This is a genomic window from Stutzerimonas sp. (assembly GCF_982611455.1).
The window spans coordinates 1-25,480 of the sequence record NZ_CEXBBO010000046.1 but is presented as its reverse complement, the minus strand read 5'-3'; the positions used below and the strand labels follow the sequence as shown (position 1 = coordinate 25,480).

Sequence of the window (25,480 nt, the reverse complement as noted above, 5' to 3'; positions counted from 1 at the left end):
GCCTCCAGCCTCCAGCCTCCAGCCTCCAGCCTCCAGCCTCCAGCCTCCAGCCTATTTCCAGTACAATCCCGGGCTTGTCGTTTCGCCAGTCCAAGGTTCGTTCATGCCCGTCTCTTTCGTCCATCTCCGCCTGCACACCGAATATTCTCTGGTCGATGGACTGGTGCGCGTCAAGCCATTGGTCAAATCGGTGGCGAGTACAGGCATGCCGGCGGTGGCGGTTACCGATCAAAGCAACATGTGTTCGCTGGTCAAGTTCTACAAGGCAGCGCAAGGGGCTGGGATCAAGCCGATCTGTGGCGCCGATATCTGGCTTGCCAGTCGCGACGAAGATGGTCCGCTCAGTCGGCTGACACTGCTGGCGATGGATATCAAGGGTTATCGCAATCTCACCGAGTTGGTGTCGCGCGGCTGGACGGATGGCCAGCGCAACGATCAGATCATCATCGAGCGTGACTGGGTCAAGGGGGCTGCTGAAGGTCTGATTGCGCTGTCTGGCGCCAAGGAAGGGGAGATTGGGCATGCCCTGCTCGAGGGCGACGAGCCAGCGGCTGAGGCGCTACTGGCCGAGTGGCAGGCGGTGTTTACACAGCGTTTCTATCTCGAAGTACAACGCACCAGCCGCGTCAATGACGAAGAACATCTACATGCCGCGGTCGCGTTGGCTCAGCGCTGCAATGTCCCACTGGTGGCGACTAACGATGTGCGCTTCCTTAAGCAAGAGGACTTCGAGGCGCACGAAACACGCGTTTGCATCGGAGAAAGCCGAACGCTCGACGATTCACGTCGACCGCGCAACTACTCCGACCAACAGTATCTGAAAACGCCCGAAGAAATGTGGGAGCTGTTCAGCGACCTGCCCGAGGCGTTGGAAAATACCGTAGAGATCGCCAAACGTTGCAACATCGAAGTGCAGCTCGGTACTTACTTCCTGCCCGATTTCCCGGTGCCGGAAGGTATGACCATGGACGAATACTTCCGCAAGGTGTCGTTCGATGGTCTCGAGGAGCGCCTCGAGGTCCTGCTGCCCAAGCAAACACCGGACTACGAAGCGAAAAAGCAGGTCTATGTCGATCGGCTGAATTTCGAGCTGGACATCATCATTCAGATGGGCTTCCCGGGTTATTTCCTGATCGTTATGGACTTCATCCAGTGGGCCAAGAGTAATGGCGTGCCGGTGGGGCCTGGACGCGGCTCGGGTGCCGGTTCGCTGGTCGCATATGTGCAGAAAATCACCGATCTCGACCCGCTGGCCTATGATCTGCTTTTCGAACGCTTCCTCAACCCCGAGCGGGTCTCCATGCCCGACTTCGACGTCGACTTCTGCATGGATGGCCGTGACCGCGTCATCGATTACGTAGCCGAAAAGTACGGCCGCAACGCGGTAAGCCAGATCATTACCTTCGGCACCATGGCGGCCAAGGCGGTGGTGCGCGACGTGGCGCGGGTACAGGGCAAGTCCTACGGACTCGCCGATCGTCTGTCTAAGATGATCCCTTTCGAGGTCGGCATGACGCTGGAAAAAGCCTACGAAATGGAAGAGCCGCTGCGTGATTTTCTCGCGGTCGATGAAGACGCCCGGGAAATTTGGGACATGGCGCTCAAGCTCGAGGGCATTACCCGCGGCACCGGTAAACACGCCGGTGGCGTGGTGATCGCGCCAACCAAGCTCACCGATTTCGCGCCGATTGCCTGCGATGACGAGGGCGGCAGTCTGGTAACCCAGTTCGACAAAGACGACGTTGAGTCTGCCGGTCTGGTCAAGTTCGACTTTCTTGGCTTGCGCACCCTGACCATCATCAAATGGGCCATGGAGACGATCAATCGCGAGCAGGCCAAGAAAGGCCTGGAGTCGCTGAACATCGACTTCATTCCGCTAGACGACAAGCCGACCTTCTCACTGCTGCAAAAGGCCGAAACCACGGCGGTGTTCCAGCTCGAATCACGCGGCATGAAGGAGCTGATCAAGAAGCTCAAACCGGACTGCCTGGAAGATCTCATCGCCCTGGTGGCCCTGTTCCGGCCCGGCCCGCTGCAGTCGGGCATGGTCGACGACTTCATCAACCGTAAGCACGGCCGCGCGGAAATTTCCTACCCGCATTCGGACTACCAGTACGAGGGGCTTAAGCCGGTACTGGCACCGACCTACGGCATTATTTTGTACCAAGAGCAGGTGATGCAGATCGCCCAGGTCATGGCCGGCTACACGCTTGGCGGTGCAGATATGCTGCGCCGCGCCATGGGTAAGAAGAAGCCCGAGGAGATGGCCAAGCAGCGCGGCGGCTTTATCGAAGGCTGCACGACGAATGGTATCGATGCCGATCTGGCGGGCAATATTTTCGATCTGGTGGAAAAGTTTGCCGGTTACGGCTTCAACAAGTCGCACTCCGCTGCTTATGGCCTGGTGTCTTATCAGACCGCCTGGCTCAAGGCGCATCATCCGTCGCCGTTCATGGCCGCGGTGCTCTCGGCGGACATGCACAACACCGATAAGGTGGTCACGCTGATCGAAGAGTGCCGCAGCATGAAGCTGCGCATCGACGCGCCAGACGTGAACAACTCCGAGTTCAAGTTCACCGTCAGCGACGATGGCCGAATCATTTATGGCCTGGGCGCGATCAAGGGCGTCGGCGAAGGGCCGGTAGAAGCCATCGTCGAATGCCGCAGTGAGGGTGGACCGTTCACGGATCTGTTCGATTTTTGCAGCCGTGTCGACCTCAAGCGGATCAATAAGCGCACCTTGGAAGCGCTGATTCGCGGCGGTGCGCTGGACCGTCTCGGTCCCTATTTTTCCGACGAGCCCAAGACCTACCAAGCTAATATCGATCGCAACCGTGCGGTTTTGCTGTCGGCCATGGAGGAAGCCGTCCAGTCTGCCGAGCAGACGGCGCGCAGCCTCGACAGTGGTCATATGGACCTGTTCGGCGGTCTCTTCGCCGAGCCCGAGGCAGACGTTTATGTCAACCACCGCAAAGCACGCGAGCTGTCGCTCAAAGAGCGCCTCAAGGGCGAGAAAGACACTCTCGGGCTTTACCTCACCGGTCATCCGATCGATGAGTACGAAGGGGAGGTGCGTCGCTTCGCCCGCCAGCGGATCATCGATTTGCGCCCGGCGCGGGGCGAGCAGACCATTGCGGGCCTGATCGTCAATTTGCGGGTAATGAAGAACAAGAAGGGCGACAAGATGGGTTTCATCACCCTTGATGACCGCTCCGGGCGGATCGAGGCCTCGCTCTTCGCTGAGGCCTTCAATAGCGCACAAGCATTGTTGCAGACCGACGCGTTGGTAGTGGTCGAGGGTGAGGTCAGCAACGACGATTTCTCCGGTGGCCTGCGCCTGCGTGCCAAGCGCGTGATGAGCCTGGAGGAAGCACGTACCGGACTGGCCGAGAGCCTGCGGGTCAAGGTCGCTGGCGATGCGTTGAGAGGGGATCGGGTACGCTGGCTGGCGGATGTCTGCGGACGTCACCGCGGCGCTTGCCCGATCACGCTGGAATACACCGGGAGCGATGCGCGGGCTCTGTTGCAGTTCGGCGAAAGTTGGCGAATCGACCCGGCGGATAACTTGATTCAGGCATTGCGTGACCAGTTCGGGCGCGACAACGTCTTTTTGCAATACCGATAGCGGGAGTCAGCGGGTCCGTGCCGAGCAAGGCGTGCGACCCGGATGGCGACCGAGCGACCTGATCCTGGATCGGGTCATGATTGCGAACATTTTGTTCGACCTGAATGCGCCCGTCCCGTAAGGTAGGGCGCAAAAAACGGAACAGCTTCCCGGCCGCCTGGCCGTCGACGCATGACGGATGCCTATGAACCCGAATTTTCTCGATTTCGAACAGCCGATCGCCGACCTGCAAGCCAAGATCGAAGAATTGCGCCTGGTTGGTAACGACAACTCGCTGAATATTGGTGATGAGATTGCTCGCCTGCGGGACAAGAGCGAGTCGCTCACCGAGAGCATCTTCGGCAACCTCACCAGTTGGCAGATCGCTCGCCTGGCTCGACACCCGCAGCGCCCCTACACGCTGGATTACATCAATCATCTGTTCACCGAGTTCGAAGAGCTGCACGGCGATCGCCACTTCTCCGATGACGCTGCGATCGTTGGTGGTACTGCTCGCCTCAACGGTGATCCGGTAATGATCATCGGTCATCAGAAGGGACGCGAAGTCCGCGAGAAGGTCCGCCGTAACTTCGGTATGCCGCGCCCCGAGGGCTATCGCAAGGCCTGTCGCCTGATGGAAATGGCCGAGCGTTTCAAAATGCCGATCCTGACCTTCATCGATACTCCTGGCGCCTATCCGGGCATTGACGCCGAAGAACGCAACCAGAGCGAAGCGATCGCCTGGAACCTTCGCGTTATGGCGCGTCTGAAGACACCGATCATCGCGACGGTGATTGGTGAGGGCGGTTCGGGCGGGGCACTGGCGATTGGCGTCTGCGACCAACTGAACATGCTGCAATATTCCACCTATGCGGTGATTTCGCCGGAAGGCTGCGCCTCGATTCTCTGGCGCACCGCCGAAAAGGCGCCGGAAGCGGCCGAGGCCATGGGCGTTACCGCTGAGCGCCTGAAAGACCTTGGTATTGTCGACAAAGTTATTTCCGAGCCGTTGGGCGGCGCCCATCGTAATCCGGCGGTGACGGCTGCCTCGTTGCGTGAAGAGCTGACTGCTCAACTCGATATGCTCAAAGGGCTCGACGCTGAGGCCTTGCTCAAGCGCCGCTACGAGCGGCTGATGAGCTATGGCATCGCCTGATCATCGCGTGATCGGCTGAGAAAACGGCGGGCTTTCCCGCCGTTTTTTATGCGTGCCAATTAATCTTCGCCAACTATTACGGCTTTCAGATAGGCATCACATGGATTGGCTGGCGTTCGATCTTTCTGGTCTTATGCTTTTGTCTGTTCTTTCCGAGCGGAGTCCCAATGCTCCTCGAGTCTCGCCTGCTTGACGCATTGAAACCCTGGCGCGCCGCGCCGCGATGGCGCGTGGCGTTTTCCGGCGGGCTCGATTCCACCGTGCTGTTGCATCTGCTGGTACGGCTATCGGCGCGAGAAAACGTCCCCGCAATAAGCGCAATCCACATTCATCACGGACTGCAGCCTGCCGCCGACGGCTGGGTGAATCATTGTCGCTCAGTCTGCAAGCGGCTGGGCGTGGAGCTGCAGGTCGTGCGCGTACACGTCGCGGCAGGTCCCAGCCTCGAGCGCGCGGCTCGGGAGGCGCGCTACGGCGCATTTGCCGAGAGCCTGGATCCAGCCGAGGTATTGTTAACTGCCCAGCATCGCGATGATCAGGCCGAAACCATGCTCTTTCGCCTTCTGCGCGGTGCCGGCGTGCGCGGGCTTGCCAGCATACCTGCCGATCGGGCCCTCGGTGCCGGGAGACTGGTGCGGCCACTGTTGGCCATCGACCGGGACGAACTGGAAGCCTATGCGCGGGAGCAAGGGCTCGATTGGATCGAAGATCCGAGCAATCAGTGCCTCGACCACTCGCGTAACTATCTTCGCCACCAGGTTCTGCCGGTCATACAGCAGCGCTGGCCGCAAGCCGCTGTCAATATGGCTCGCGCCGCAGCGCATCTAAGCGAGGCGCAGGAGCTGCTGGACGAGCTGGCCAAGGCCGATCTTCAAGCTGCCCAGGCGCGACCCCGGATTCAGTGGCTGCCGATACCAAGCCTCTCTCTGCAGTCGTTGAAAGCGCTCGGTCCTGCGCGTCAGCGCAATGCCCTGCGGCATTGGCTGGGCGATTTCACGACGTTGCCCGATACCGATCATTGGGCCGGCTGGGACGCATTGCGCGACGCGGCTGCGGATGCCGCTCCGATCTGGCGGCTGGCTGCAGGCGAGTTGCATCGGGGCGATGGTTGTATCTGGTGGCTATCCGGGCCTTGGCTGGCGGCACCTGCTGACCCCGTTGAACGGCTACAGCCGGATACGAGTCTGCTGCTACCAGACAATGGCAGCCTGCGTTTGGCCGGTAATCGCGGTGCCGGTGATCTACGGGTGCGTTACCGTCAGGGCGGAGAGTCGTTGCGATTACCCGGGCGAGGGCGACGTGACCTCAAGCGGCTGCTCAACGAAGTTGGCTTGCCGGGGTTCGTGCGCTCGCGACTGCCGCTGCTCTACCGTGATGGTGAGCTGATTGCCGTCGCCAATCTGCCACAGTTCGATGCCGAGGCACTATCGTTGGTCTGGACGCCGCCGGTGATGCCCGGTTTGAGCTGATAGGGTCTTTCAAGTAGACTACGCTCCCGTCCCAATACAGCTTCTGTGGTTTTCTTCGAAAGCCGTGGCAGTTGCGCTATTGCTGCCTTCGGCGCAGTGGCACCTTCGCTTTTCCCCGGCGGCGCTGACCGCTTAACGCAGACTTCTAGGGTTTTTCATGACGCGCTACATCTTCGTCACGGGTGGTGTTGTTTCTTCATTGGGGAAAGGCATCGCCTCGGCTTCATTGGCGGCCATCCTGGAGGCGCGGGGCCTGAAGGTCACGATGCTCAAGCTGGACCCTTACATCAACGTCGATCCGGGTACTATGAGCCCGTTCCAGCACGGCGAAGTGTTCGTCACACACGACGGCGCCGAGACCGACCTCGACCTGGGTCACTACGAGCGGTTCATCCGCACCACGATGACCAAAGGCAACAACTTCACCACCGGTCGCGTCTACGAAGACGTGCTGCGTCGTGAGCGTCGCGGCGATTATCTGGGTGCGACCATCCAAGTGATCCCGCACATCACCGACGAGATCAAGCGCCGTATCATCAAGGGCGCCGGCGATGCGGACGTGGCGCTGGTGGAAGTTGGCGGCACCGTGGGCGACATCGAATCGCAACCTTTCCTCGAAGCGATCCGCCAGCTGCGTGTCGAAGTCGGCGCCAAGCGCGCGATGCTGATGCACTTGACGCTGGTTCCCTACATCGCCACCGCTGGCGAAACCAAGACCAAGCCGACCCAGCATTCGGTCAAAGAATTACGTTCCATCGGCCTGCAGCCGGACGTGCTGGTCTGCCGCTCCGATCATCCGGTCGACGTCTCCTCGCGCCGCAAGATTGCGCTGTTCACCAACGTTGAAGAGCGCGCAGTGATCAGCTTGGAAGACGTCGACACCATCTACAAGATTCCCGGCGTGCTGCATGCTCAAGGTTTGGATGACTTCGTGGTCGAGCGTTTCGGGCTGGAATGCGGCGGTGCCGATCTGTCCGAGTGGGATCGCGTGGTCGATGCCAAGCTGAACCCTGAGAAAGAAGTCAACATCGCCATGGTCGGCAAGTACATGGAACTTCTGGATGCCTATAAATCTCTGATCGAGGCGATGAGCCACGCTGGCATCCAGAGCCGTACCAAAGTGAATCTCCGTTATATCGACTCCGAAGACATCGAAAACCAGGGCACCGGCCTGCTGGAAGGCATGGACGCGATCCTGGTCCCGGGTGGTTTCGGTCTGCGCGGCGTGGAAGGCAAAATCACCACCGTCAAATACGCCCGTGAAAACAAGATTCCGTACCTGGGTATCTGCCTCGGCATGCAGGTCGCGGTGATTGAGTTTGCCCGCGACGTGCTCGGCTGGACGGATGCCAACTCCACCGAGTTCGACAAGGACAGCAGCCATCCGGTCGTCGGCCTGATCACCGAGTGGGCAGATGCCACCGGCACCGTGGAAACCCGCACCGATGCCTCCGATCTAGGCGGGACCATGCGTCTCGGCGCCCAGGAATGTGGTCTCGAATCCGGCTCCAATGTGTTTGCTTGCTACGGCAAAGAGCGCATCGTCGAGCGTCACCGCCATCGCTACGAAGTGAACAACAATCTGCTGCCGCAGCTGCAGGCGGCGGGCCTGAAGATCACCGGCCGCTCTGGCGATGGCGCCTTGGTCGAGGTGATCGAAGCGCCGGATCATCCATGGTTCGTGGCTTGCCAGTTCCACCCCGAATTCACGTCCACGCCTCGCGACGGCCATCCGCTGTTCAGCGGCTTCGTCAAGGCTGCGCTGGACTACAAGGCGAGCAAAGCATGAGCCAGAAGACCATACGCGTCGGTAATATCGAGATCGCCAACGACAAACCGTTCGTGCTTTTTGGCGGCATGAACGTGCTGGAGTCCCGTGACCTGGCGCTGCAGATTTGCGAAACCTATGTGAAGGTCACCGAGAAGCTCGGTATTCCTTATGTGTTCAAGGCCAGTTTCGACAAGGCCAATCGCTCCTCGATCAACTCCTTTCGTGGCCCAGGGCTGGAGGAGGGGATGCGTATCTTCGAAGAGGTGAAGAAGGCTTTTGGCGTGCCGGTTATCACCGATGTGCACGAACCGCATCAGGCGCAGCCGGTGGCAGAGGTGTGCGACATCCTCCAGTTACCGGCTTTCCTGTCGCGCCAGACCGATCTCGTAGTTGCCATGGCCAAGACCGGTGCAGTGATCAACATCAAGAAGGCTCAGTTCCTCGCGCCGCAGGAAATGAAGCACATCCTCGCCAAGTGCGAGGAGGCCGGTAACGATCAACTGATTCTTTGCGAGCGCGGTTCGTCCTTCGGCTACAACAATTTGGTCGTCGACATGCTCGGCTTCGACATCATGAAGCGAATGCAGTATCCGGTGATCTTCGACGTCACCCACGCCCTGCAGATGCCCGGCGGCCGTGCCGACTCTGCCGGTGGCCGCCGTGCTCAGGTGACCGATCTGGCCAAGGCCGGACTTAGCCAGGGCCTTGCCGGGCTGTTCCTTGAAGCCCATCCCGATCCGGACAATGCGAAGTGCGACGGCCCTTGCGCCTTGCGCCTCGACAAGCTCGAACCTTTCCTCGCTCAGCTCAAACAGCTGGATGATCTGATCAAGAATTTCCCGCCAATCGAAACTGCTTGAAGCTTTTCAGCTATCTACGGAGTGTTAATAAAAATGGCAAAGATCGTCGATATCAAAGGGCGTGAGGTTCTCGACTCCCGTGGCAACCCCACCGTGGAAGCGGACGTTATTCTGGATAACGGCATCATCGGCAGCGCTTGCGCGCCGTCCGGCGCTTCCACCGGTTCGCGCGAGGCGCTGGAGCTGCGTGATGGCGACAAGAGCCGTTATATGGGCAAGGGTGTACTGAAGGCCGTCAGCAACATCAACGGCCCTATCCGTGATCTGCTGCTGGGCAAGGATCCACTCGATCAGCAGGCGCTGGATCGCGCGATGATCGAATTGGACGGGACCGAGAACAAGGCTTCCCTAGGTGCCAATGCCATCCTCGCCGTATCCCTGGCTGCCGCCAAGGCCGCTGCGCAGGACCAAGACTTGCCGTTGTATGCGCACATCGCCAACCTCAACGGCACGCCTGGCCAGTACTCCATGCCGGTGCCGATGATGAACATCATCAACGGCGGCGAGCATGCCGACAACAACGTCGACATCCAGGAATTCATGGTGCAACCGGTCGGCGCCAAGACCTTTGCCGATGCTCTGCGTATGGGCGCTGAGATCTTTCATCACCTCAAGGCCGTGCTCAAGGCGCGTGGCCTGAGCACCTCGGTCGGTGATGAGGGAGGCTTCGCCCCCAACCTCGCTTCCAACGAAGAGGCATTGGCGGTCATCTCCGAAGCCGTGGCCAATGCCGGCTACACGCTGGGCGACGACGTGACCCTGGCGCTCGACTGCGCTTCCAGCGAATTCTTCGAGAATGACAAGTATGATTTGGCTGGCGAAGGCAAAGTGTTCGACGCCGCTGGCTTCGCCGATTACCTGGCCGGCCTGTCCGAGCGTTATCCAATCATCTCGATCGAAGATGGCATGGACGAGTCCGACTGGGATGGCTGGAAGGTGCTTACTGACAAGATCGGCAGCAAGGTGCAGTTGGTTGGCGATGACTTGTTCGTGACCAACACCAAGATTCTGAAGGAAGGCATCGAGAAGGGCATCGGTAATTCGATTCTGATCAAGTTCAACCAGATCGGCTCATTGACCGAAACGCTAGAAGCCATCCAGATGGCAAAGGCCGCTGGCTACACTGCGGTAATTTCACACCGTTCAGGCGAAACCGAAGATCACACGATTGCGGACCTGGCGGTGGGTACTGCTGCAGGTCAGATCAAGACCGGCTCGCTGTGCCGCTCGGATCGTGTGTCCAAGTACAACCAGCTGCTGCGTATCGAAGAGCAGCTCGGCGGAAAAGCAGCCTACAAAGGTCGTGCCGAGTTTCGCGGCTGATCCTTAACATGATAGAAAGGGCGGCGTTAGTCGCCCTTTTTTGTGGGGTACGATCAGCGCTGTCACGGTCGGCCAGCAAAGCCGGCGATTCACGCACAGGATCGTTTATCAGCAAAGGAAGCCGGACCATGGCGCTGATCGCCGCTTATACATCGTCATTGGAAACCAACCGAATTAGTTCCATGCCTTCCATGCGCAGTTCCAACTGGTTATTTGTCGTATTGCTCCTGCTGCTGGGCGGTCTCCAATACCGTCTATGGGTCGGCGAAGGAAGCCTCGCTCAGGTCAGCGGGTTGAGCAAACAAATCGCTGAACAACAGGGCGAAAACCAGCGCCTGCTCGAGCGCAACCGCATTCTCGAAGCGGAGGTGAGGGAGCTCAAGCAGGGCATGGAAACAGTCGAAGAGCGAGCCCGTCATGAGCTCGGAATGGTCAAAGAGGGCGAGACTCTCTACCAGCTCACCGAATAATGAGCGCGGCCATGCTTCCGCAGTTCTGGACTGTAATTCCCGCTGCCGGTGTCGGCAGTCGCATGCGTGCTGATCGGCCCAAGCAGTATCTGCAGCTGGCTGGCAGGACCATCATCGAACATACCCTCGACTGCTTTCTCGACCATCCACGGCTGCAGGGATTGGTGGTCAGTCTGGCGTGTGACGATCCTTATTGGCCGGACCTTCATTGTGCCAACGATCCGCGAGTCCAGCGCGCCAATGGCGGCAACGAGCGTGCCGATTCGGTACTTGCGGGTCTACGCCGCCTGTCTGAGCTTGGCGCACGAGACGAAGATTGGGTGCTGGTGCACGACGCGGCGCGTCCCAATCTGTCGCGTATCGATCTCGACCGACTGCTTGCGGAGCTGGCAGATGATCCAGTCGGCGGTCTGCTCGCCGTACCTGCACGAGATACTTTGAAGCGTGCGGGCGGCAACGGACGAGTGCATGAGACCATCGATCGCAGCGTGATCTGGCAGGCATTCACACCCCAGATGTTCCGCCTTGGGGCGTTGCGTGATGCGCTTGCCGGTGCGCTCGAAGCTGGCGCAGCAATTACCGATGAGGCATCTGCGCTGGAATGGGCCGGATATAGCCCTCGGCTGATCGAGGGGCGGGCGGACAACTTGAAAATTACCCGTCCAGAGGATTTGCAGTGGCTGGAGCAGCGCTGGAAGTCCTGACGGCAGTTGCCACGTTTGATCAGGTTTTGATGCAGGAGGGAACTCCTCCTGCATCGTTTGGGCATGCTCGGCTAGTAACGGTATATCGCCGCGGCACCGCTCTCGGTCGGCATGCGCTCGGTAGGTACCGAAATCACTTCGCCGCCTTGTTCCAGGGTCCAGATGGTCAGCTCGTCGAGCAAATCGGGGGTGGTCGCCGAGTCATCCTCGACCGCTAACGCCTTGCCTTGCTGCTTGTCCGCCACGCCCGGGATTTGCCGTTCGGCGTCTACCAGCAGGGTCGCTACGCGCCCTTCAATGGTGGCCTGACCGATCTGATCGAGCTGGTCTGTGGCGAGGCCTTGGCCGTGCGACTCTCCGTACTGGTTGATGAAGCCTTCGAGACGCTTGATATAGCGCGGTTGCATGACCATCCAGCTCTTTTCTCGCAACTCATCATGGCCGAGCAGCGATGCATCGTTCTCGATGCCCTCCGGCAGTAGGTGCTCGTTGTGGCTGAGCTTGCGGAAGTGGAACTGATGTTCGGGAAGCGCGGCGAGAATCAACGGCAATCGAGATTTGCGGCTGTGGTGTTCAAGAACGGCGCGGTCCACTTCGCGAAAGAAGCGTTCGCGATCCCGGTCGATCTCGTCCTGCCGGGCGGCACCGCCGCTTTCCATTTGCATCGAGTCGCCACGCTCGCTGGCGCGACTATAACCTTGGGCAAAACCGGTTTGGCCTTTTTCGGTCAGCTCGCGACCAAGCGCCTCCTCAACAGTCTTCGGTACGCCATCGGCTAGCGGGATTTCATCGACACCGTCACGGTTGCCTTCGAACAGACGAACCGCATCCAGCGTAATCGCGAGGATCTGGTAGCGGTCGGCGGACTGGGCGATGCGCAGCAACGGCTTGAGGTGCATCCGGTCGTTGGCGACGGCCAGTTCCGGCACGCTACGCTGCAGGCGGAATACCTCGAAATAACCGTCGGCACCGAATACGGCAAGCCCGTCGCGGTTGGAATTCCAGAAATCGACATCGTCGATCAGATCATTGAAGGGTTTGAGCAGTGTCTTGGCCTGATCGGTACGGCCTTGCTGTTTGAGGGAATCCTCCAGCTGTCGAACCAGATGTTTGAAGCGGATGGGATCCTGCTGGCGCTCGGGAAAGCTGCGGTGAGTGGGCTGGTATAGCGATAGACATGGCGCGTCGCGCTTTGCCAGCAGTTGGGACATGGTTTCACGATCGAGCAATCTGTTCATGCACGGCCTCTCTCGTAGTGGGTGGTTCGGTCCCTCGTGGTTTCGTCAACGGCCTGGTTCGGCCGGTCTATATCCGTAATGGTCAGTGGTGATTGAGCTTGTCCAGCGCATGGGCCAAGGCATGGCTGAGCTTTTCCGCGGCGCCATCGATGGCGAGCGTCATGGAGTCCGCCTTGTGGGTCGTGGAGATGGGCTCATGGCCCTTGACCCTGGCTTCCATCTGACAGCGTTTGTCCTGAGGGCCGCTTTTGCCGCTGTTCTCGTCGTTGAGATGAACTTCGACTCGGGTCAGCTGATCATCGAAACGCTCCAGCTCGCTCTCCACCGTTGCCTTTACGTGCTCCTCAAGGTTGCTGGTTACGTTAACGCTGTGATTGCTGTTCACCAGAATCTGCATGATGTCCTCCTGATTGAATCGCCGGGTAGCCCAGGCAAAGCGCAAAAGGCACCGGCTACAGAATTTCGACGTGGCTGGCAGGGGCCGGTTCCTCCGTCAGCTCGGTAGTCAGACGCGCGGCGTAGTCGCAACTCAGTCGCGTTCGTTGCAATACTCGGGACGCATGGCGAGACCGTCTTTTAACGCTTGAATCAGCAATCGCACCTTCGGCAGTGGATAGCGCCGCTGCGGATAGACGGCCCAGACCGCCGTATTGGGTGGCTGGTTGGCTTCCAGTAGCGAAACCAGTTCGCCACGGCGCAGCGGCTCCTGCACGTAATAATCCGGCAGCTGGCAAAGGCCGAAACCACGAAGCGCTGCGTCCAGCACGGCTTGGCCACTGTTGCAGCGCCAGTTGCCGGTGGGTTTGAAAGGCTGCTCGCGCCCCTCTACCTGAAACATCCAGGTGTCGCCCGTACCCATCAGGCAATTGTGCCGCGCCAGTTCCGAAAGGGTATGCGGGCGACCGTAGCGTTCGAGATAGGCCGGCGCAGCGCAGAGGTACATGGCGCGTGGAGCGATACGCGTCGCCACCAAGCGCGATTCGCTGAGGCGGCCCAGGCGTATCGCCAGATCGTAGCCCTCTTGAACCAGATCCAGGGTGCGGTTCGAGAGCTCTATATCGACCCGCAGCTGCGGGTGCTGCGTCATGAAGTCGTTCACCAGCGGTACGATGAAACGCTCGCCATAGGCGACGGCAGCGGTCATGCGCAGCAGACCGGTCGGCGCGCTGTGCAGGTCGCTGATTGCGTGAAAGGCCTCGTCGCGCTCTTCGACCAGTCGCTGGCAACGTGCAAGAAAGGTATAGCCGGCCTCGGTCAGCGATACACGCCGTGTGGTTCGATAAAACAGTCGGGCTTGTAGACGCTCCTCAAGGCGCGCCACCTGGCGGCTGACTTGCGAGGAGGATATTCGCAGCTGTTCTGCGGCACGCATGAAGCTGCCGCATTCAGCGACGGCGACGAATTCGTCCAGACCTTCCCAGCGATTCAATATCGGCTCCTTGGCGCTTCGCGGATAGCGATTGTGCAAGGATTATCCCTGTGCAGCAATAATGTTTCCACAAACAGCTTATTAACCTATTCTCCGGCCAAACTACACTGCTCGAAATCACTATTTCATGAGTAGAGTCCATGACTATCAAATCCCGCGCCGCAGTCGCCTTCGCCGCCAACCAGCCCCTGCAGATCGTAGAAGTAGACGTCGAACCGCCCAAGGCCGGTGAGGTTCTGGTGCGTATCATCGCGACCGGCGTTTGTCATACCGATGCGTACACCCTTTCCGGCGAGGACTCCGAAGGCGTCTTTCCCTGCATCCTCGGTCATGAGGGCGGCGGTATTGTTGAGGCGATAGGCGAGGGCGTGTCCTCCGTGGCGGTGGGCGATCATGTGATCCCGCTGTACACCGCTGAGTGCCGCCAGTGCAAATTCTGCAAGTCCGGCAAGACCAATCTCTGCAGCTCGGTCCGCGCGACCCAGGGCAAGGGTCTGATGCCGGACGGCACCACGCGCTTCTCTTATAAGGGCGAGCCGGTTTACCACTATATGGGGACCTCGACCTTCTCCGAATACACGGTCCTGCCAGAAGTCTCCGTGGCGAAGATTCCCAAGGAAGCACCTCTGGACAAGGTTTGCCTGCTCGGCTGCGGTGTCACCACCGGCATCGGTGCGGTACTGAATACCGCTAAGGTGGAAGAGGGTGCGACCGTCGCTATATTCGGTCTGGGCGGCATCGGCTTGGCAGCGATCATCGGAGCGAAGATGGCCAAGGCCAGCCGGATCATTGCGATCGACATCAACCCTTCGAAGTTCGCCATCGCCGAAGAGCTGGGGGCCACGGATTTCGTCAATCCGAAGGATCACGACAAGCCGATTCAGGACGTCATCATCGAGATGACCGATGGCGGTGTGGACTATTCGTTCGAGTGTGTGGGCAGCGTGCAGTTGATGCGCGCCGCGCTGGAATGCGCTCATAAGGGGTGGGGTGAATCGGTGATCATCGGCGTCGCCGGTGCCGGGCAGGAAATCAGCACCCGTCCATTCCAACTGGTGACGGGCCGCGTCTGGCGCGGCAGCGCTTTCGGCGGCGTCAAAGGCCGTACCGAACTGCCAAGCTACGTGGAGAAGGCGCAGAAGGGCGAAATTCCGCTGGATACCTTCATCACCCACAACATGCGGCTGGAGGACATCAACCAGGCGTTCGATTTGATGCATGAAGGCAAGAGCATTCGGACCGTTATTCATTTTTAAAAAGCCGATTAGGAGCGCGGGAGACTGAAGGCTGGACGATTCGCTTCTTCGTTCGGCCTCTAGCCGCCAGCGCTCTTATCGGCTTTTACGGAGTTTTTATGGAAAACATTTCCTGCCAGAAAAGTTTCGGTGGTTGGCACAAGCGTTATCGACATCGCTCCACCAGCCTGAACTGCGACATGGTGTTCGCCGTGTACTTGCCGCCGCAGGCGGAGCAAGGCGAAAAGCTGCCGGTGCTTTACTGGCTGTCGGGGCTGACCTGTACCGATGAGAATTTCATGCAGAAAGCCGGCGCGCAGCGGCTAGCCGCCGAACTCGGGCTGATTATCGTTGCGCCGGACACCAGTCCACGTGGTCCGGGAGTGCCGGATGACGCGGACGCGGCCTACGATTTCGGCCTCGGTGCGGGCTTCTACCTCAACGCCACCCAGGAGCCCTGGGCCGAGCACTACCGTATGTATGACTACGTAGTGGACGAACTGCCGGCGCTGATCGAGGCGAGTTTTCCAGTTTCTGAAAAACGCGGCATAAGCGGGCACTCCATGGGTGGTCATGGGGCGCTGGTATGTGCGTTGAAGAATCCGGGCCGCTACCTATCGGTGTCGGCATTCTCACCGATCACCAATCCGGTGAATTGCCCTTGGGGCGAGAAGGCTTTCTCCGGTTACCTCGGTGATGATCGTTCACGCTGGCGCGAATGGGATGCCTGTGCCTTGCTTGCCGAAGCGAGTGAAAAACTGCCGATTCTGGTGGATCAGGGTGATCGTGACGATTTTTTGACCAGCCAGCTCAAGCCCGACGCGTTGGAGGCTGCGGCCAAGGCAGCGGAGCATCCGCTGACCCTGCGTATCCAGCCGGGCTACGACCATAGCTACTACTTCATCGCCAGCTTTATCGAAGACCATCTGCGCCATCATGCCGAGGCGCTGAAGGCCTGAATGCCGGACCTTTGAACGCAAGAGCGAGCTTGCTCGCGATGGCTGGTGATCGTGACGTCTCGGATCGCCAGCATGCTGGATCTGCGAGAAGCGGTTCGGTGTGCGCTTCCAGGCACCAAAACGAAAAAAGGCCCGGCCGAAATGTCCGGTCGGGCCTTCCATCGCCAGGAGCTAGAGCGACGGATAATCGGTATAGCCTACGGCGCCCTTGGCGTAGAACAGTTCTGGACGCGGCTCGTTGAGCGGAGCGTCCTGGCGCAGCCGTTCGGCCAGATCCGGATTGGCGATATAAGGAATGCCGAAGGCCACGGCATCGGCCTTGCCTTCTGCCAGCCAGGCGTTGGCCTGTTCCTTGGTGAAGCGTTCGTTGGCGATATAGACGCCGCCAAAGATATCCTTCAGCCGCGGGCCGAGGCTGTCTTCGCCCACCTTCTCGCGGGCGCAGATAAATGCCACGCCACGCTTGCCCAGCTCGCGGGCAACGTAACCGAAAGTCTCGGCGCGATTGGAGTCGCCCATGTCATGGGAATCGGCCCGCGGCGCCAGATGCACGCCGACACGGCCAGCGCCCCAGATGCCGATCGCGGCATCTGTCACTTCCAGCATCAACCGCGCGCGGTTCTCCAGCGAGCCGCCGTATTGGTCGGTGCGCTGGTTAGTGCTGTCCTGCAGGAACTGGTCGAGCAGGTAACCGTTGGCCCCGTGGATTTCGACGCCATCGAAACCGGCCTCTTTGGCATTTTCCGCACCCTTGCGATAGGCCTCGACGATCCCTGCGATTTCGCTGGTTTCCAGTGCTCGCGGGGTCTCGTAATCCTTCATCGGGCGAACCAAGCTGACATGTCCGGCCGGCTTGATGGCGCTCGGCGCGACCGGAAGCTGGCCGTCGAGATAGATCGGATCGGAAATACGACCGACATGCCAGAGCTGCAGGACGATCTTGCCGCCCTTGGCATGTACCGCGTCGGTGACTTTCTTCCAACCCTGAACCTGCTCGGAAGACCAGATTCCGGGCGTGTCCGGATAACCGACGCCCATCGGAGTGACCGAGGTGGCTTCGCTGATGATCAATCCAGCGTCGGCGCGCTGACCGTAGTACTCGACAATCAGGTCACCGGGAACGCGGCCAGGTTCGGCGCGGCAACGGGTCAGTGGAGCCATGATGATGCGGTTGGCCAGTTCGAGGTCGCCGATTTTGATTGGATCGAAAAGTGTAGGCATAGCGATGCTGCTCCTTTACACGGAAGGGAACGGAAGGGGTGCGATGAAAAATTTCAGAGGTCCTGGCCGATGCGTACCAAAAACTCTTGGATAGCCTGTTCGTTGCGCTTGAAGAAATGCCACTGACCAACCTTGCGATTGGTAATCAACCCGGCACGCTGCAGCGTTGCCAGATGAGCCGATACGGTCGATTGTGACAACCCGGCGCGCTGATCGATTTGCCCGGCGCAGACGCCGTTCTCCAGCGAGTGATGCTGCTCGGAAAAGTAACGCTCGGGCTCTTTCAGCCAATGCAGAATGTCCCGGCGCAATGGGTGGGCAAGTGCCTTGATGATGTCGTCGAGTTCGTCGGGCATGGGGTTCACCTGGTTCGCTATATCGCGATGAGGCGAACTATATATCGTGATATTCCGATGTACGATCGAATCGGTTGATGATGCTTATCACGCCCATTAATCCTGGAGTCGAGCAAGCCGTTGCGCATCCGGCACCAACCTGTGGTCGCGTCCTGTAGAATTCCGGGCTGATCTTTTCAGGATATTCAGACTATGCGTATCGGCCACGGCTATGACGTGCATCGTTTCGGCGAGGGAAATTTCGTCACCCTTGGCGGCGTGCGGATTCCTCACAAATTCGGTCTGCTTGCCCATTCGGACGGTGACGTGCTGCTGCACGCGTTGAGCGATGCATTGCTTGGTGCCGCGGCGCTGGGCGATATCGGCAAACACTTCCCGGACACCGACCCGCAATTCAAAGGCGCCGACAGCCGCGTACTGCTCCGTCATGTGCTTGAGCAGGTGCAGGCCAAAGGCTGGAAGATCGGCAACGTGGACGCCACCATCGTCGCGCAGGCGCCGAAAATGGCGCCACATATCGAGGCGATGCGCAGTCTGATCGCCGAGGATCTGCACGTTGAACTCGATCAGGTCAATGTCAAAGCCACCACCACCGAGAAGCTTGGCTTCGTTGGTCGCGAGGAGGGCATTGCCGTGCATGCCGTCGCCTTGCTGGTCAGCGCATGAACGAAGACCAACTGCTCGGTCCCAGAGCTCACGGCGGCCCATGTGGCAGCGCGGTGCTCAAGGCGGTGGCTGAGGATTTCCAGGTAGACGAAGTGCTGGATATTCCCTTGTCCGGATCGGGCGAGCACCTTTGGCTGTGGGTGGAAAAGCGCAACCTGAATACTGAGGAAGCGGCACGCCGCATCGCTCGAGCGGCAGGCGTTCCTGCGCGCAATATCAGCTATGCAGGCCTGAAGGATCGCCAGGCGCTGACGCGTCAGTGGTTCAGCCTGCATCTGCCGGGCAGGGCCGATCCGCAACTGAGCAAGGCTGAAGACGAGACGCTGAAGATCCTTAGCGCCGGCCGACATTCGCGCAAGCTGCAACGCGGCGCGCACTCGGCCAATGGTTTCACGCTTCGTTTGACTGAATTACGAGCCGATCGGGCGGTACTTGACGCTCGCCTCGAACGAATCAAGACACACGGCGTGCCCAACTATTTCGGTCTGCAACGGTTCGGTTTCGAGGGTAGTAATGTTCATGGCGCTCGCGAGTATGCCGAGCGCCAGGAGCTGCCCGTTCAACGTAATCTGCGCTCGCGACTGTTGTCGGCCGGACGCAGCTATCTGTTCAATCGGGTGTTGGCCGAGCGGGTCGCCGCAGGTAGCTGGAATCACGCGGAGGTAGGCGATCTGCTTGCGTTCACCGATAGCCGGAGTTTTTTTCAGGCGGGGGAGGCCGAGTGCAGTGATCCGCGGCTGGCTCTTCTCGATCTCCATCCCACGGGTCCCTTATGGGGCGCGGGCGAGTCGCCTGCCGCTGGCGAAGCTCAGGCGCTGGAGGCCGGAATCGCAGCGGCCGAACCGTCAATCGCCAAGTGGCTCGCAGAAGCCGGAATGAAGCATGAACGGCGCATTCTTCGCCTCCCCATTAACGGCTTGTCGTGGCATTATCCCGAGCCTGACATTCTGCAACTTGAATTCGTCCTGCCGACCGGATGCTTTGCCACTGCTGTGGTGCGTGAACTGGTCAGCCTGGCAGGGCAGACGGACATTTGATGCGTATTTTGATCGCCAACGACGACGGGGTGTATGCACCTGGGCTCGCCGCGCTTTATGACGCGCTGGCAGATTATGCCGAGTGCAGGGTAGTTGCCCCAATACAGGACATGAGTGGCGCCAGCAGCGCATTGACGCTGGATCGCCCGCTCCATCCGACGACCATGCCGAACGGTTTCATCGGCGTGAACGGCACACCCACCGATTGTGTCCATCTGGGCCTCAACGGGCTGCTCGAAGAAGCGCCCGATATGGTGGTTTCCGGGATCAACCTGGGCGCCAATCTAGGCGACGACGTACTGTATTCCGGCACCGTGGCGGCGGCCATCGAGGGGCGTTTTACCGGCAAGCCCGCGTTCGCCTTTTCCCTTGTGTCACGGCTGACCGATAACCTGCCAACCGCCGCCTATGTGGCGCGCAAGCTGATCGAGCAGCAACAGTCGCTCGATCTGCCGCCGCGTACCGTACTCAGCATTAACGTTCCCAATCTGCCGCTAGACCATATCCGCGGCATTCAGCTGACCCGTCTCGGGCACCGTCGTCGGGCTAAGCCGCCGGTCAAGCAGGCGAACCCCCGTGGAAAGGATGGCTACTGGATTTCGGTGGCTGGTGACGTCGAAGACGGCGGGCCAGGGACCGATTTTCACGCGGTGATGCAGGGTTACGTCTCGATTACCCCGCTGCAGCTTGACCGGACCTTTCACGAAGCTTTCAAAGGTCTCGACAGCTGGCTGGAGGGCGTACTGTGAATCACCGCGGACCTGATAATCTGCTGCGTCACGGCACCGGTATGACTTCGCAACGCACCCGCGATCGTCTGATTCAGCGGCTGTACGAGGAGGGTCTGTCCGACCCTCGCGTGCTCGAAGTCATCCGGCGTACGCCGCGCCATCTGTTCGTCGATGAGGCACTGTCCCATCGCGCCTATGAAGATACCGCTCTGCCCATCGGCCATAACCAAACCATCTCGCAGCCGTTCATGGTCGCGCGCATGAGCGAGCTGCTGTTGGCCGACGGTCCGCTGGACAAGGTCCTGGAGATCGGCACCGGTTCCGGTTATCAGACCGCCGTGCTGGCGCAATTGGTCGAGCGCGTATTTTCCGTCGAGCGCATCCAGGCGCTGCAGGACCGGGCGAAAGAGCGCCTGGTCGAACTCAAGTTGCGCAATGTGGTCTTTCGCTGGGGTGATGGCTGGGAAGGTTGGCCTGCATTGGCGCCTTACAACGGCATCATCGTTACCGCGGCGGCAGCCGACGTACCACAGGCCCTGCTCGATCAACTGGCTCCCGGCGGGCGGCTGGTGATTCCGGTTGGGGTTGGCGAAGTCCAGCAACTGATGCTGATCATTCGAGAGGAAGACGGTTTTTCCCGCCACTTGCTGGATACCGTGCGCTTCGTGCCGCTGCTCAATGGACCTGTAGTTTGATCATTCAGCGGAAGGAAGCATGAAAAACGCGTTGTTGTTGTACGCCAAGGGCATTGCCATGGGCGCAGCGGATGTGGTCCCAGGCGTGTCGGGTGGAACGGTTGCGTTCATTACCGGTATCTACGACGAGCTGTTGCGCTCCATCGGCGCTGTGCCGAACGCGCTAGGGCCGTTGCTGCGCGGTCGCGTTGCCGAAGCGTGGCGTATCGCCAATGCAAATTTCCTCCTGATCCTCTTTGCCGGCATTCTCACCAGCGTACTCAGCCTGGCCAAGCTGATCACCTACCTGTTGGAACAGCATCCGATTCCGGTCTGGTCGTTCTTCTTCGGCTTGATTCTGGTTTCGGTGCATCTGGTCAGCAAGGAAATCCAGCAACGCAGCCTGTCACGACTGGCCAGTCTCTGTCTGGGTATTGGCTTTGCATACTGGATCACCGTTGCGGCACCGGTGCAGTGGAGCTCGAGCAGCATCAGCCTGTTCTTCGCCGGCGCCATCGCGATTTGCGCGATGATCCTGCCGGGTATTTCTGGCAGCTTCATTCTGGTGCTGCTCGGTTTGTATCCGGTCGTCCTGGGTGCCGTTAAGGCGCTGGATATCGGTGTCATGCTGGTCTTCGCGGCGGGTTGCCTGGTTGGCCTGCTGAGTTTCGCCCGGTTGCTGAGCTGGGTGCTGCAGCGCTGGCGCGATCTGACGCTGGCCTTTCTGACCGGGCTGATGCTCGGATCGCTGAATAAAGTGTGGCCGTGGAAGGAAACACTGACCTGGCGCATCGATTCTCACGGCGCGCGTGTGCCCCTGCTGGAGCAGAACCTGCTGCCCGGTACCTATGGCGATTTGTCTGGGCAGGATCCGCAGTTGCTGCTGGCAATACTGCTGGCGGTCGCCGGTATCATTCTCGTGCTCGGACTCGAATGGTTCGCCGGGCGGCGTCAGCCGTTGGCAGAAACCGTCTGAACAGACTTGTCGATCAAAGGGAGCGGGCATTGAAGTTCACAGCCAGCATGCAGTGGATACGCACTTCGTCAGTCCATTGCGCGCTTGCCGCCATCCTGGCGGGTATGTTGCTCGTCGGGTGCGCCAGTTCACCGTCCGGTGGCGTGCATGTCGTGGATCGTAACAGTCGCGACCGTGTCACCAGCGGCCAGTATGTTGTACGCCGCGGCGATACCCTGTGGTCGATCGCCTTTCGCTTTGGCTGGGATTGGCGTGACTTGGCTCGGCTCAACGCCATCAGCCCACCTCATGTCATCTATCCCGGGCAGACGATTCGCTTCAGCGGGCAAGCGCCTCGGGCAGTAACCACTCGTCCGACACCATCTTCGTCTCCGTCACCAAACGCCAGGCCGCCCGTGGTTGCGACACCGGTGCCCATCCCGCCGCCGCTGATCAGGCCCAGCGTACCGGCACCCAAGGCACCTGTGGCAACCACTCCGGTCAAGCCGGTAGCCCGCTCTGCGAGCGGCTGGGCCTGGCCTACAGGCGGCACTGTTATCGGTAAGTTTTCCTCAAACGGCAGTTTGAATAAAGGCATTGATATCGCCGGGGAATTAGGACAGCCTGTTTTAGCTGCTTCTGATGGAACTGTTGTGTACGCCGGCAGTGGTTTACGGGGTTACGGCGAACTTGTGATCATCAAGCACAGCGATACCTATGTAAGTGCCTACGGCCACAACCGCAGGCTGCTGGTTCAGGAGGGTCAACAAGTCAAAGCTGGGCAGAGCATTGCCGAGATGGGATCGACTGGGACCGACCGGGTGAAGCTGCATTTTGAGATTCGCCGCCAAGGCAAACCTGTAGATCCTCTGCAATACCTGCCAAAGCGTTGATTTGCTACTGCCTGTTCCGGCACTAGGAGGGGCTTGAGCGTTACCAGGGAATGCGTGCCGCCCGAGCCTGTTGTCGAACTCAGAACAGGAAAACAATAATGGCTCTCAAAAAAGAAGTGCCGGAGTTTGACGTAGACGATGCTGTTCTACTCATGGAACCATCCGCGGACGCCGATCCCATCAGCGACATTTCCCGCGTCGGTTCAGTTGGCACCCGGTCCAAGACCGCAACCGTCAAGCAACACAAGTTCATCGACTATACCCGGGCGCTAGACGCTACTCAGCTCTACCTCAACGAAATCGGTTTTTCCCCCCTGCTGACTCCCGAGCAAGAAGTGCACTTCGCACGTCTAGCGCAAAAGGGCGATCCGGCGGGGCGCAAGCGCATGATCGAAAGCAACTTGCGGCTGGTGGTTAAGATCGCTCGACGCTACGTCAACCGCGGGCTGTCTTTGCTGGATCTGGTCGAAGAAGGCAATCTGGGTTTGATACGCGCGGTGGAGAAATTCGACCCCGAGCGCGGCTTCCGTTTCTCCACCTACGCCACTTGGTGGATTCGGCAGACCATCGAACGGGCAATCATGAATCAGACCCGCACCATTCGTTTGCCGATTCATGTGGTCAAGGAGCTGAACGTCTATCTGCGCGCCGCTCGCGAACTAACCCAAAAACTCGATCACGAACCCAGCCCGGAGGAAATCGCCAACCTGCTCGAGAAGCCGGTTGCAGAGGTCAAGCGGATGTTGGGGCTGAACGAGCGCGTCACGTCTGTCGATGTCTCTCTCGGCCCGGATACCGACAAGACATTACTCGATACTCTGACCGATGATCGACCGAGCGATCCTTGCGATCTGCTGCTCGATGACGACCTGTCGGAAAGCATTGACCAATGGCTGTCCGACCTGACCGAGAAGCAGCGCGAAGTGGTTATTCGGCGCTTCGGCCTGCGTGGTCATGAAAGTTGTACGCTAGAGGAGGTCGGTCAGGAAATCGGACTGACCCGCGAGCGGGTCCGGCAGATCCAGGTCGAAGCGCTCAAGCGGTTGCGTGAAATTCTCGAACGTAATGGCCTGTCGAGCGAGTCGCTGTTCCGTTAGACGCAGTTGCCCCTTACCGCTCCGGTAAGGGGTCGCGCACCCCTCCCGATTGCTACCACTTTCTCCTGCTCAGGCAGCTTTTATGTGCGCTGATTTTCCCAGGCGCGAGATGCCAGGGTTGATCCATCCATAAGGTTAATGCTCGCTGTGGCGGTTTTCTCCGAAAGCTTTTCGGAATGTAAGCATTCACTTACAGGACATGTAAGCAAAGCCTGCAAAACAGACCTGGCAGAACGCTTCGCAGAATATTTTTATTCGTAAGTTGCTGATATTAAATAACTTAAATATAAGCTCACATGATGGCTCGATTGCCATCATGCATTTTCCCGAGTTGCTGTTGTCGGTCGAAGCCTTAATATCGCACCTGTGCTCAAGGACAAGCACAACCGGCAAGGATGTTGGTCGGGACCAACCGCAGGATGCGGTTTCATCAGGACGATGAGCAGGAAATAAAAGGAAGCATGGAAGGAGGCGGGCGGGGCTTAAACCCCGCCCCTTTTTTTGCCCGCAATAATGTAGCGGAGGTCGGTTCGCCGAACGACTCCTCTGCACGGTGGCCTAAACGTTCGTGACACAACTCAGAGGAGTTCATCATGAACGGTAAAGACACCAACGAACCTGCCCAGTCTGGACAGGATCAGGAAGACCAGATCAAACGCCGTCCAGACGAGGCCGACGAGGACCAACTGGACGAAGCCCTGGAAGAAACCTTTCCTGCCAGCGATCCCATCTCTCCGTAGTCTGGAACAGTATCGAGCGGCGCTCTCAGCGCGTTTTTGCGGTGAGTCGCTCGCGCAATATGGGGAGTACCTGTTCGCGAAGCAGCGGGGCGACATGTTCCAGCTGCTGCGCGTGCAGCTCCAGCCAATCCAGCACCTCGATTTCTGCCTGCGCCTTCACGTCGTTTGCAAGATGCCCTATGAAGACATCCGCCTCGACCCAGTGGTCCGGCTCGTTAGCCGCGCGCGCCTGGAAGTGCCCGAGCGATTGCAGCTGGGATTCTTCCATCCGCAGATCAAGCTCTTCGTGAAGTTCGCGTCGGAGCGCTTGCAGCGGTGTTTCCCCAGGTTCGGTCTTGCCACCGGGCAGCATGAAGAAGCGGGTGCCACGCTTGCGTACTACCAGTATTCGGCCGGTATCGTCGAACAGACAGGCTGTGGCAATTTTCAGAACGGTAGGCGGCATGCTTATCTCTTGTTGTCGTGCCATAGCGCTATGAGCGCCTTGTTTCGGTTGTAGCGCTGCATGCGCGCGGCGAGCGCTTCAGGCAGTGTGCTGACCGGCTCACTGAAGCCGAGCTGCTGGTAGAAAGCTTTCAACTTCGGATCACAGAACAACCAGACAGGCCCTTCGTTGTCGCTCAGCGCCTGTGCGACCAGTCGCCTTGCCAACCCCTGATTGCGCTGGCCGGGCGCGACCAACAATCCAGTCAGCCAGTGCCCATCGCCGATCCCGGTCAAGCACAACCCCGCAACGATCTCCGTATTCCCTGCTATCCAACAGCGAGCGCCAGCTGGAACGCGCATGTGGCTGCGATGGGCTCGGTAAAACTTGTTCAGTAGTAGCCGGCATTCGGTCCAGAGTGTGTAAAAACGTCCGTACAAACCTTTGCTATGATTTCTGAGAACTTCA

The 25,480-nt window shown here is 59.4% G+C and carries 24 protein-coding genes and 1 pseudogene; 18 read left to right on the top strand and 7 right to left on the bottom strand.

From position 1 onward, the window contains the following. Positions 1-103 precede the first annotated feature (103 nt). The 8 genes from dnaE (at position 104) to ispD (ending at position 11,357) form a co-directional block, all read left to right on the top strand. On the top strand, positions 104-3,625 hold the full coding sequence (gene dnaE, locus AC2LD7_RS19960; protein ID WP_484599407.1) for a DNA polymerase III subunit alpha: 3,522 nt from the start codon (positions 104-106) through the stop codon (positions 3,623-3,625). Positions 3,626-3,809: 184 nt separating this feature from the next. Further along, positions 3,810-4,760 carry an acetyl-CoA carboxylase carboxyltransferase subunit alpha gene (locus tag AC2LD7_RS19955; RefSeq protein ID WP_484599406.1) on the top strand — a complete coding sequence of 317 codons (951 nt, stop codon included), beginning with the start codon at positions 3,810-3,812 and terminating at the stop codon, positions 4,758-4,760. Positions 4,761-4,927: 167 nt separating this feature from the next. Continuing rightward, the gene (gene tilS / locus AC2LD7_RS19950; RefSeq protein WP_484599405.1) at positions 4,928-6,229 is read left to right on the top strand and encodes a tRNA lysidine(34) synthetase TilS; all 1,302 of its coding nucleotides are present in this window, start codon (positions 4,928-4,930) and stop codon (positions 6,227-6,229) included. Between the two features lie 157 nt (positions 6,230-6,386). Continuing rightward, positions 6,387-8,018, top strand: coding sequence for a CTP synthase (locus AC2LD7_RS19945; RefSeq protein ID WP_484599404.1), 1,632 nt, complete (start codon positions 6,387-6,389; stop codon positions 8,016-8,018). Continuing rightward, on the top strand, positions 8,015-8,860 hold the full coding sequence (gene kdsA / locus AC2LD7_RS19940) for a 3-deoxy-8-phosphooctulonate synthase (protein WP_484599403.1): 846 nt from the start codon (positions 8,015-8,017) through the stop codon (positions 8,858-8,860). Before AC2LD7_RS19945 ends, kdsA begins: the two co-directional genes overlap by 4 nt. A gap of 33 nt (positions 8,861-8,893) precedes the next feature. Continuing rightward, positions 8,894-10,183, top strand: a complete 1,290-nt coding sequence (eno, locus tag AC2LD7_RS19935; RefSeq protein WP_484599402.1) for a phosphopyruvate hydratase — start codon at positions 8,894-8,896, stop codon at positions 10,181-10,183. 191 nt (positions 10,184-10,374) lie between these two features. Further along, a complete protein-coding gene (gene ftsB / locus AC2LD7_RS19930; protein WP_484599410.1) occupies positions 10,375-10,653 on the top strand; it encodes a cell division protein FtsB in 279 nt (92 codons plus the stop codon). Further along, positions 10,653-11,357: a 2-C-methyl-D-erythritol 4-phosphate cytidylyltransferase gene (gene ispD, locus AC2LD7_RS19925; protein WP_484599401.1), complete on the top strand. Its 705-nt coding sequence runs from the start codon at positions 10,653-10,655 to the stop codon at positions 11,355-11,357. The genes ftsB and ispD overlap by 1 nt, the downstream gene beginning before the upstream one ends. Before the next feature lie 71 nt (positions 11,358-11,428). Here the strand turns inward: ispD and AC2LD7_RS19920 are convergent, their stop codons facing one another. The 3 genes and pseudogenes from AC2LD7_RS19920 to AC2LD7_RS19910 form a co-directional block, all read right to left on the bottom strand. Further along, positions 11,429-12,595: a baeRF3 domain-containing protein gene (locus AC2LD7_RS19920; protein ID WP_484599400.1), complete on the bottom strand. Its 1,167-nt coding sequence runs from the start codon at positions 12,593-12,595 to the stop codon at positions 11,429-11,431. Positions 12,596-12,689: 94 nt separating this feature from the next. After that, positions 12,690-12,992: pseudogene (gene hpf / locus AC2LD7_RS19915) on the bottom strand (ribosome hibernation-promoting factor, HPF/YfiA family); the annotation flags it as partial. A 132-nt stretch (positions 12,993-13,124) separates the two neighbouring features. After that, positions 13,125-14,024 (bottom strand): LysR substrate-binding domain-containing protein, encoded by a 900-nt coding sequence (locus tag AC2LD7_RS19910; RefSeq protein WP_484599399.1) that lies wholly within the window; start codon positions 14,022-14,024, stop codon positions 13,125-13,127. Positions 14,025-14,164: 140 nt separating this feature from the next. Here AC2LD7_RS19910 and AC2LD7_RS19905 point away from each other — a divergent pair, with 140 nt between their 5' ends. Continuing rightward, positions 14,165-15,280 (top strand): S-(hydroxymethyl)glutathione dehydrogenase/class III alcohol dehydrogenase, encoded by a 1,116-nt coding sequence (locus tag AC2LD7_RS19905; protein WP_484599398.1) that lies wholly within the window; start codon positions 14,165-14,167, stop codon positions 15,278-15,280. A 98-nt stretch (positions 15,281-15,378) separates the two neighbouring features. After that, the gene (gene fghA / locus AC2LD7_RS19900; protein ID WP_484599397.1) at positions 15,379-16,218 is read left to right on the top strand and encodes an S-formylglutathione hydrolase; all 840 of its coding nucleotides are present in this window, start codon (positions 15,379-15,381) and stop codon (positions 16,216-16,218) included. A gap of 171 nt (positions 16,219-16,389) precedes the next feature. Here fghA and AC2LD7_RS19895 read toward each other — a convergent pair whose 3' ends face one another. Together AC2LD7_RS19895 and AC2LD7_RS19890 are read right to left on the bottom strand one after the other, a co-directional pair. Continuing rightward, positions 16,390-17,439, bottom strand: a complete 1,050-nt coding sequence (locus AC2LD7_RS19895) for an alkene reductase (protein ID WP_484599396.1) — start codon at positions 17,437-17,439, stop codon at positions 16,390-16,392. A gap of 53 nt (positions 17,440-17,492) precedes the next feature. Further along, on the bottom strand, positions 17,493-17,795 hold the full coding sequence (locus AC2LD7_RS19890; protein WP_484599395.1) for an ArsR/SmtB family transcription factor: 303 nt from the start codon (positions 17,793-17,795) through the stop codon (positions 17,493-17,495). Between the two features lie 192 nt (positions 17,796-17,987). On the opposite strand from AC2LD7_RS19890, the gene ispF reads away from it, so the two are divergent. From ispF to AC2LD7_RS19850, 8 genes are all read left to right on the top strand, one after another. Continuing rightward, positions 17,988-18,461: a 2-C-methyl-D-erythritol 2,4-cyclodiphosphate synthase gene (gene ispF / locus AC2LD7_RS19885; RefSeq protein ID WP_484599394.1), complete on the top strand. Its 474-nt coding sequence runs from the start codon at positions 17,988-17,990 to the stop codon at positions 18,459-18,461. Next, positions 18,458-19,498 (top strand): tRNA pseudouridine(13) synthase TruD, encoded by a 1,041-nt coding sequence (truD, locus tag AC2LD7_RS19880; protein WP_484599393.1) that lies wholly within the window; start codon positions 18,458-18,460, stop codon positions 19,496-19,498. The genes ispF and truD overlap by 4 nt, the downstream gene beginning before the upstream one ends. Further along, the gene (gene surE, locus AC2LD7_RS19875; RefSeq protein WP_484599392.1) at positions 19,498-20,247 is read left to right on the top strand and encodes a 5'/3'-nucleotidase SurE; all 750 of its coding nucleotides are present in this window, start codon (positions 19,498-19,500) and stop codon (positions 20,245-20,247) included. Before truD ends, surE begins: the two co-directional genes overlap by 1 nt. A gap of 41 nt (positions 20,248-20,288) precedes the next feature. Continuing rightward, a complete protein-coding gene (locus tag AC2LD7_RS19870) occupies positions 20,289-20,924 on the top strand; it encodes a protein-L-isoaspartate(D-aspartate) O-methyltransferase (RefSeq protein WP_029404859.1) in 636 nt (211 codons plus the stop codon). Positions 20,925-20,943: 19 nt separating this feature from the next. After that, the gene (locus AC2LD7_RS19865) at positions 20,944-21,879 is read left to right on the top strand and encodes a polyprenyl-phosphate transporter (RefSeq protein ID WP_484599391.1); all 936 of its coding nucleotides are present in this window, start codon (positions 20,944-20,946) and stop codon (positions 21,877-21,879) included. Between the two features lie 47 nt (positions 21,880-21,926). Continuing rightward, positions 21,927-22,751 (top strand): peptidoglycan DD-metalloendopeptidase family protein, encoded by an 825-nt coding sequence (locus AC2LD7_RS19860; RefSeq protein WP_484599409.1) that lies wholly within the window; start codon positions 21,927-21,929, stop codon positions 22,749-22,751. A 98-nt stretch (positions 22,752-22,849) separates the two neighbouring features. Further along, complete coding sequence (rpoS, locus tag AC2LD7_RS19855; RefSeq protein WP_484599390.1) at positions 22,850-23,848, top strand: RNA polymerase sigma factor RpoS; 999 nt, start codon at positions 22,850-22,852, stop codon at positions 23,846-23,848. A 593-nt stretch (positions 23,849-24,441) separates the two neighbouring features. Continuing rightward, positions 24,442-24,588: a hypothetical protein gene (locus tag AC2LD7_RS19850; RefSeq protein WP_484599389.1), complete on the top strand. Its 147-nt coding sequence runs from the start codon at positions 24,442-24,444 to the stop codon at positions 24,586-24,588. 25 nt (positions 24,589-24,613) lie between these two features. Here the strand turns inward: AC2LD7_RS19850 and AC2LD7_RS19845 are convergent, their stop codons facing one another. Both AC2LD7_RS19845 and AC2LD7_RS19840 read right to left on the bottom strand, forming a co-directional pair. Further along, positions 24,614-25,033 (bottom strand): NUDIX hydrolase, encoded by a 420-nt coding sequence (locus AC2LD7_RS19845; protein ID WP_484599388.1) that lies wholly within the window; start codon positions 25,031-25,033, stop codon positions 24,614-24,616. Between the two features lie 2 nt (positions 25,034-25,035). Continuing rightward, on the bottom strand, positions 25,036-25,374 hold the full coding sequence (locus tag AC2LD7_RS19840; protein WP_484599408.1) for a GNAT family N-acetyltransferase: 339 nt from the start codon (positions 25,372-25,374) through the stop codon (positions 25,036-25,038). Between the last annotated feature and the right edge of the window lie 106 nt (positions 25,375-25,480).

Coding starts and splice junctions, on each gene's coding strand:
- dnaE (WP_484599407.1), top strand. CDS start 104: ATGCCCGTCTCTTTCGTCCATCTCCGCCTGCACACCGAATATTCTCTG.
- AC2LD7_RS19955 (WP_484599406.1), top strand. CDS start 3,810: ATGAACCCGAATTTTCTCGATTTCGAACAGCCGATCGCCGACCTGCAA.
- tilS (WP_484599405.1), top strand. CDS start 4,928: ATGCTCCTCGAGTCTCGCCTGCTTGACGCATTGAAACCCTGGCGCGCC.
- AC2LD7_RS19945 (WP_484599404.1), top strand. CDS start 6,387: ATGACGCGCTACATCTTCGTCACGGGTGGTGTTGTTTCTTCATTGGGG.
- kdsA (WP_484599403.1), top strand. CDS start 8,015: ATGAGCCAGAAGACCATACGCGTCGGTAATATCGAGATCGCCAACGAC.
- eno (WP_484599402.1), top strand. CDS start 8,894: ATGGCAAAGATCGTCGATATCAAAGGGCGTGAGGTTCTCGACTCCCGT.
- ftsB (WP_484599410.1), top strand. CDS start 10,375: ATGCGCAGTTCCAACTGGTTATTTGTCGTATTGCTCCTGCTGCTGGGC.
- ispD (WP_484599401.1), top strand. CDS start 10,653: ATGAGCGCGGCCATGCTTCCGCAGTTCTGGACTGTAATTCCCGCTGCC.
- AC2LD7_RS19920 (WP_484599400.1), bottom strand. CDS start 12,595: ATGAACAGATTGCTCGATCGTGAAACCATGTCCCAACTGCTGGCAAAG.
- AC2LD7_RS19905 (WP_484599398.1), top strand. CDS start 14,165: ATGACTATCAAATCCCGCGCCGCAGTCGCCTTCGCCGCCAACCAGCCC.
- fghA (WP_484599397.1), top strand. CDS start 15,379: ATGGAAAACATTTCCTGCCAGAAAAGTTTCGGTGGTTGGCACAAGCGT.
- AC2LD7_RS19895 (WP_484599396.1), bottom strand. CDS start 17,439: ATGCCTACACTTTTCGATCCAATCAAAATCGGCGACCTCGAACTGGCC.
- AC2LD7_RS19890 (WP_484599395.1), bottom strand. CDS start 17,795: ATGCCCGACGAACTCGACGACATCATCAAGGCACTTGCCCACCCATTG.
- ispF (WP_484599394.1), top strand. CDS start 17,988: ATGCGTATCGGCCACGGCTATGACGTGCATCGTTTCGGCGAGGGAAAT.
- truD (WP_484599393.1), top strand. CDS start 18,458: ATGAACGAAGACCAACTGCTCGGTCCCAGAGCTCACGGCGGCCCATGT.
- surE (WP_484599392.1), top strand. CDS start 19,498: ATGCGTATTTTGATCGCCAACGACGACGGGGTGTATGCACCTGGGCTC.
- AC2LD7_RS19870 (WP_029404859.1), top strand. CDS start 20,289: ATGACTTCGCAACGCACCCGCGATCGTCTGATTCAGCGGCTGTACGAG.
- AC2LD7_RS19865 (WP_484599391.1), top strand. CDS start 20,944: ATGAAAAACGCGTTGTTGTTGTACGCCAAGGGCATTGCCATGGGCGCA.
- AC2LD7_RS19860 (WP_484599409.1), top strand. CDS start 21,927: ATGCAGTGGATACGCACTTCGTCAGTCCATTGCGCGCTTGCCGCCATC.
- rpoS (WP_484599390.1), top strand. CDS start 22,850: ATGGCTCTCAAAAAAGAAGTGCCGGAGTTTGACGTAGACGATGCTGTT.
- AC2LD7_RS19850 (WP_484599389.1), top strand. CDS start 24,442: ATGAACGGTAAAGACACCAACGAACCTGCCCAGTCTGGACAGGATCAG.
- AC2LD7_RS19845 (WP_484599388.1), bottom strand. CDS start 25,033: ATGCCGCCTACCGTTCTGAAAATTGCCACAGCCTGTCTGTTCGACGAT.
- AC2LD7_RS19840 (WP_484599408.1), bottom strand. CDS start 25,374: ATGCGCGTTCCAGCTGGCGCTCGCTGTTGGATAGCAGGGAATACGGAG.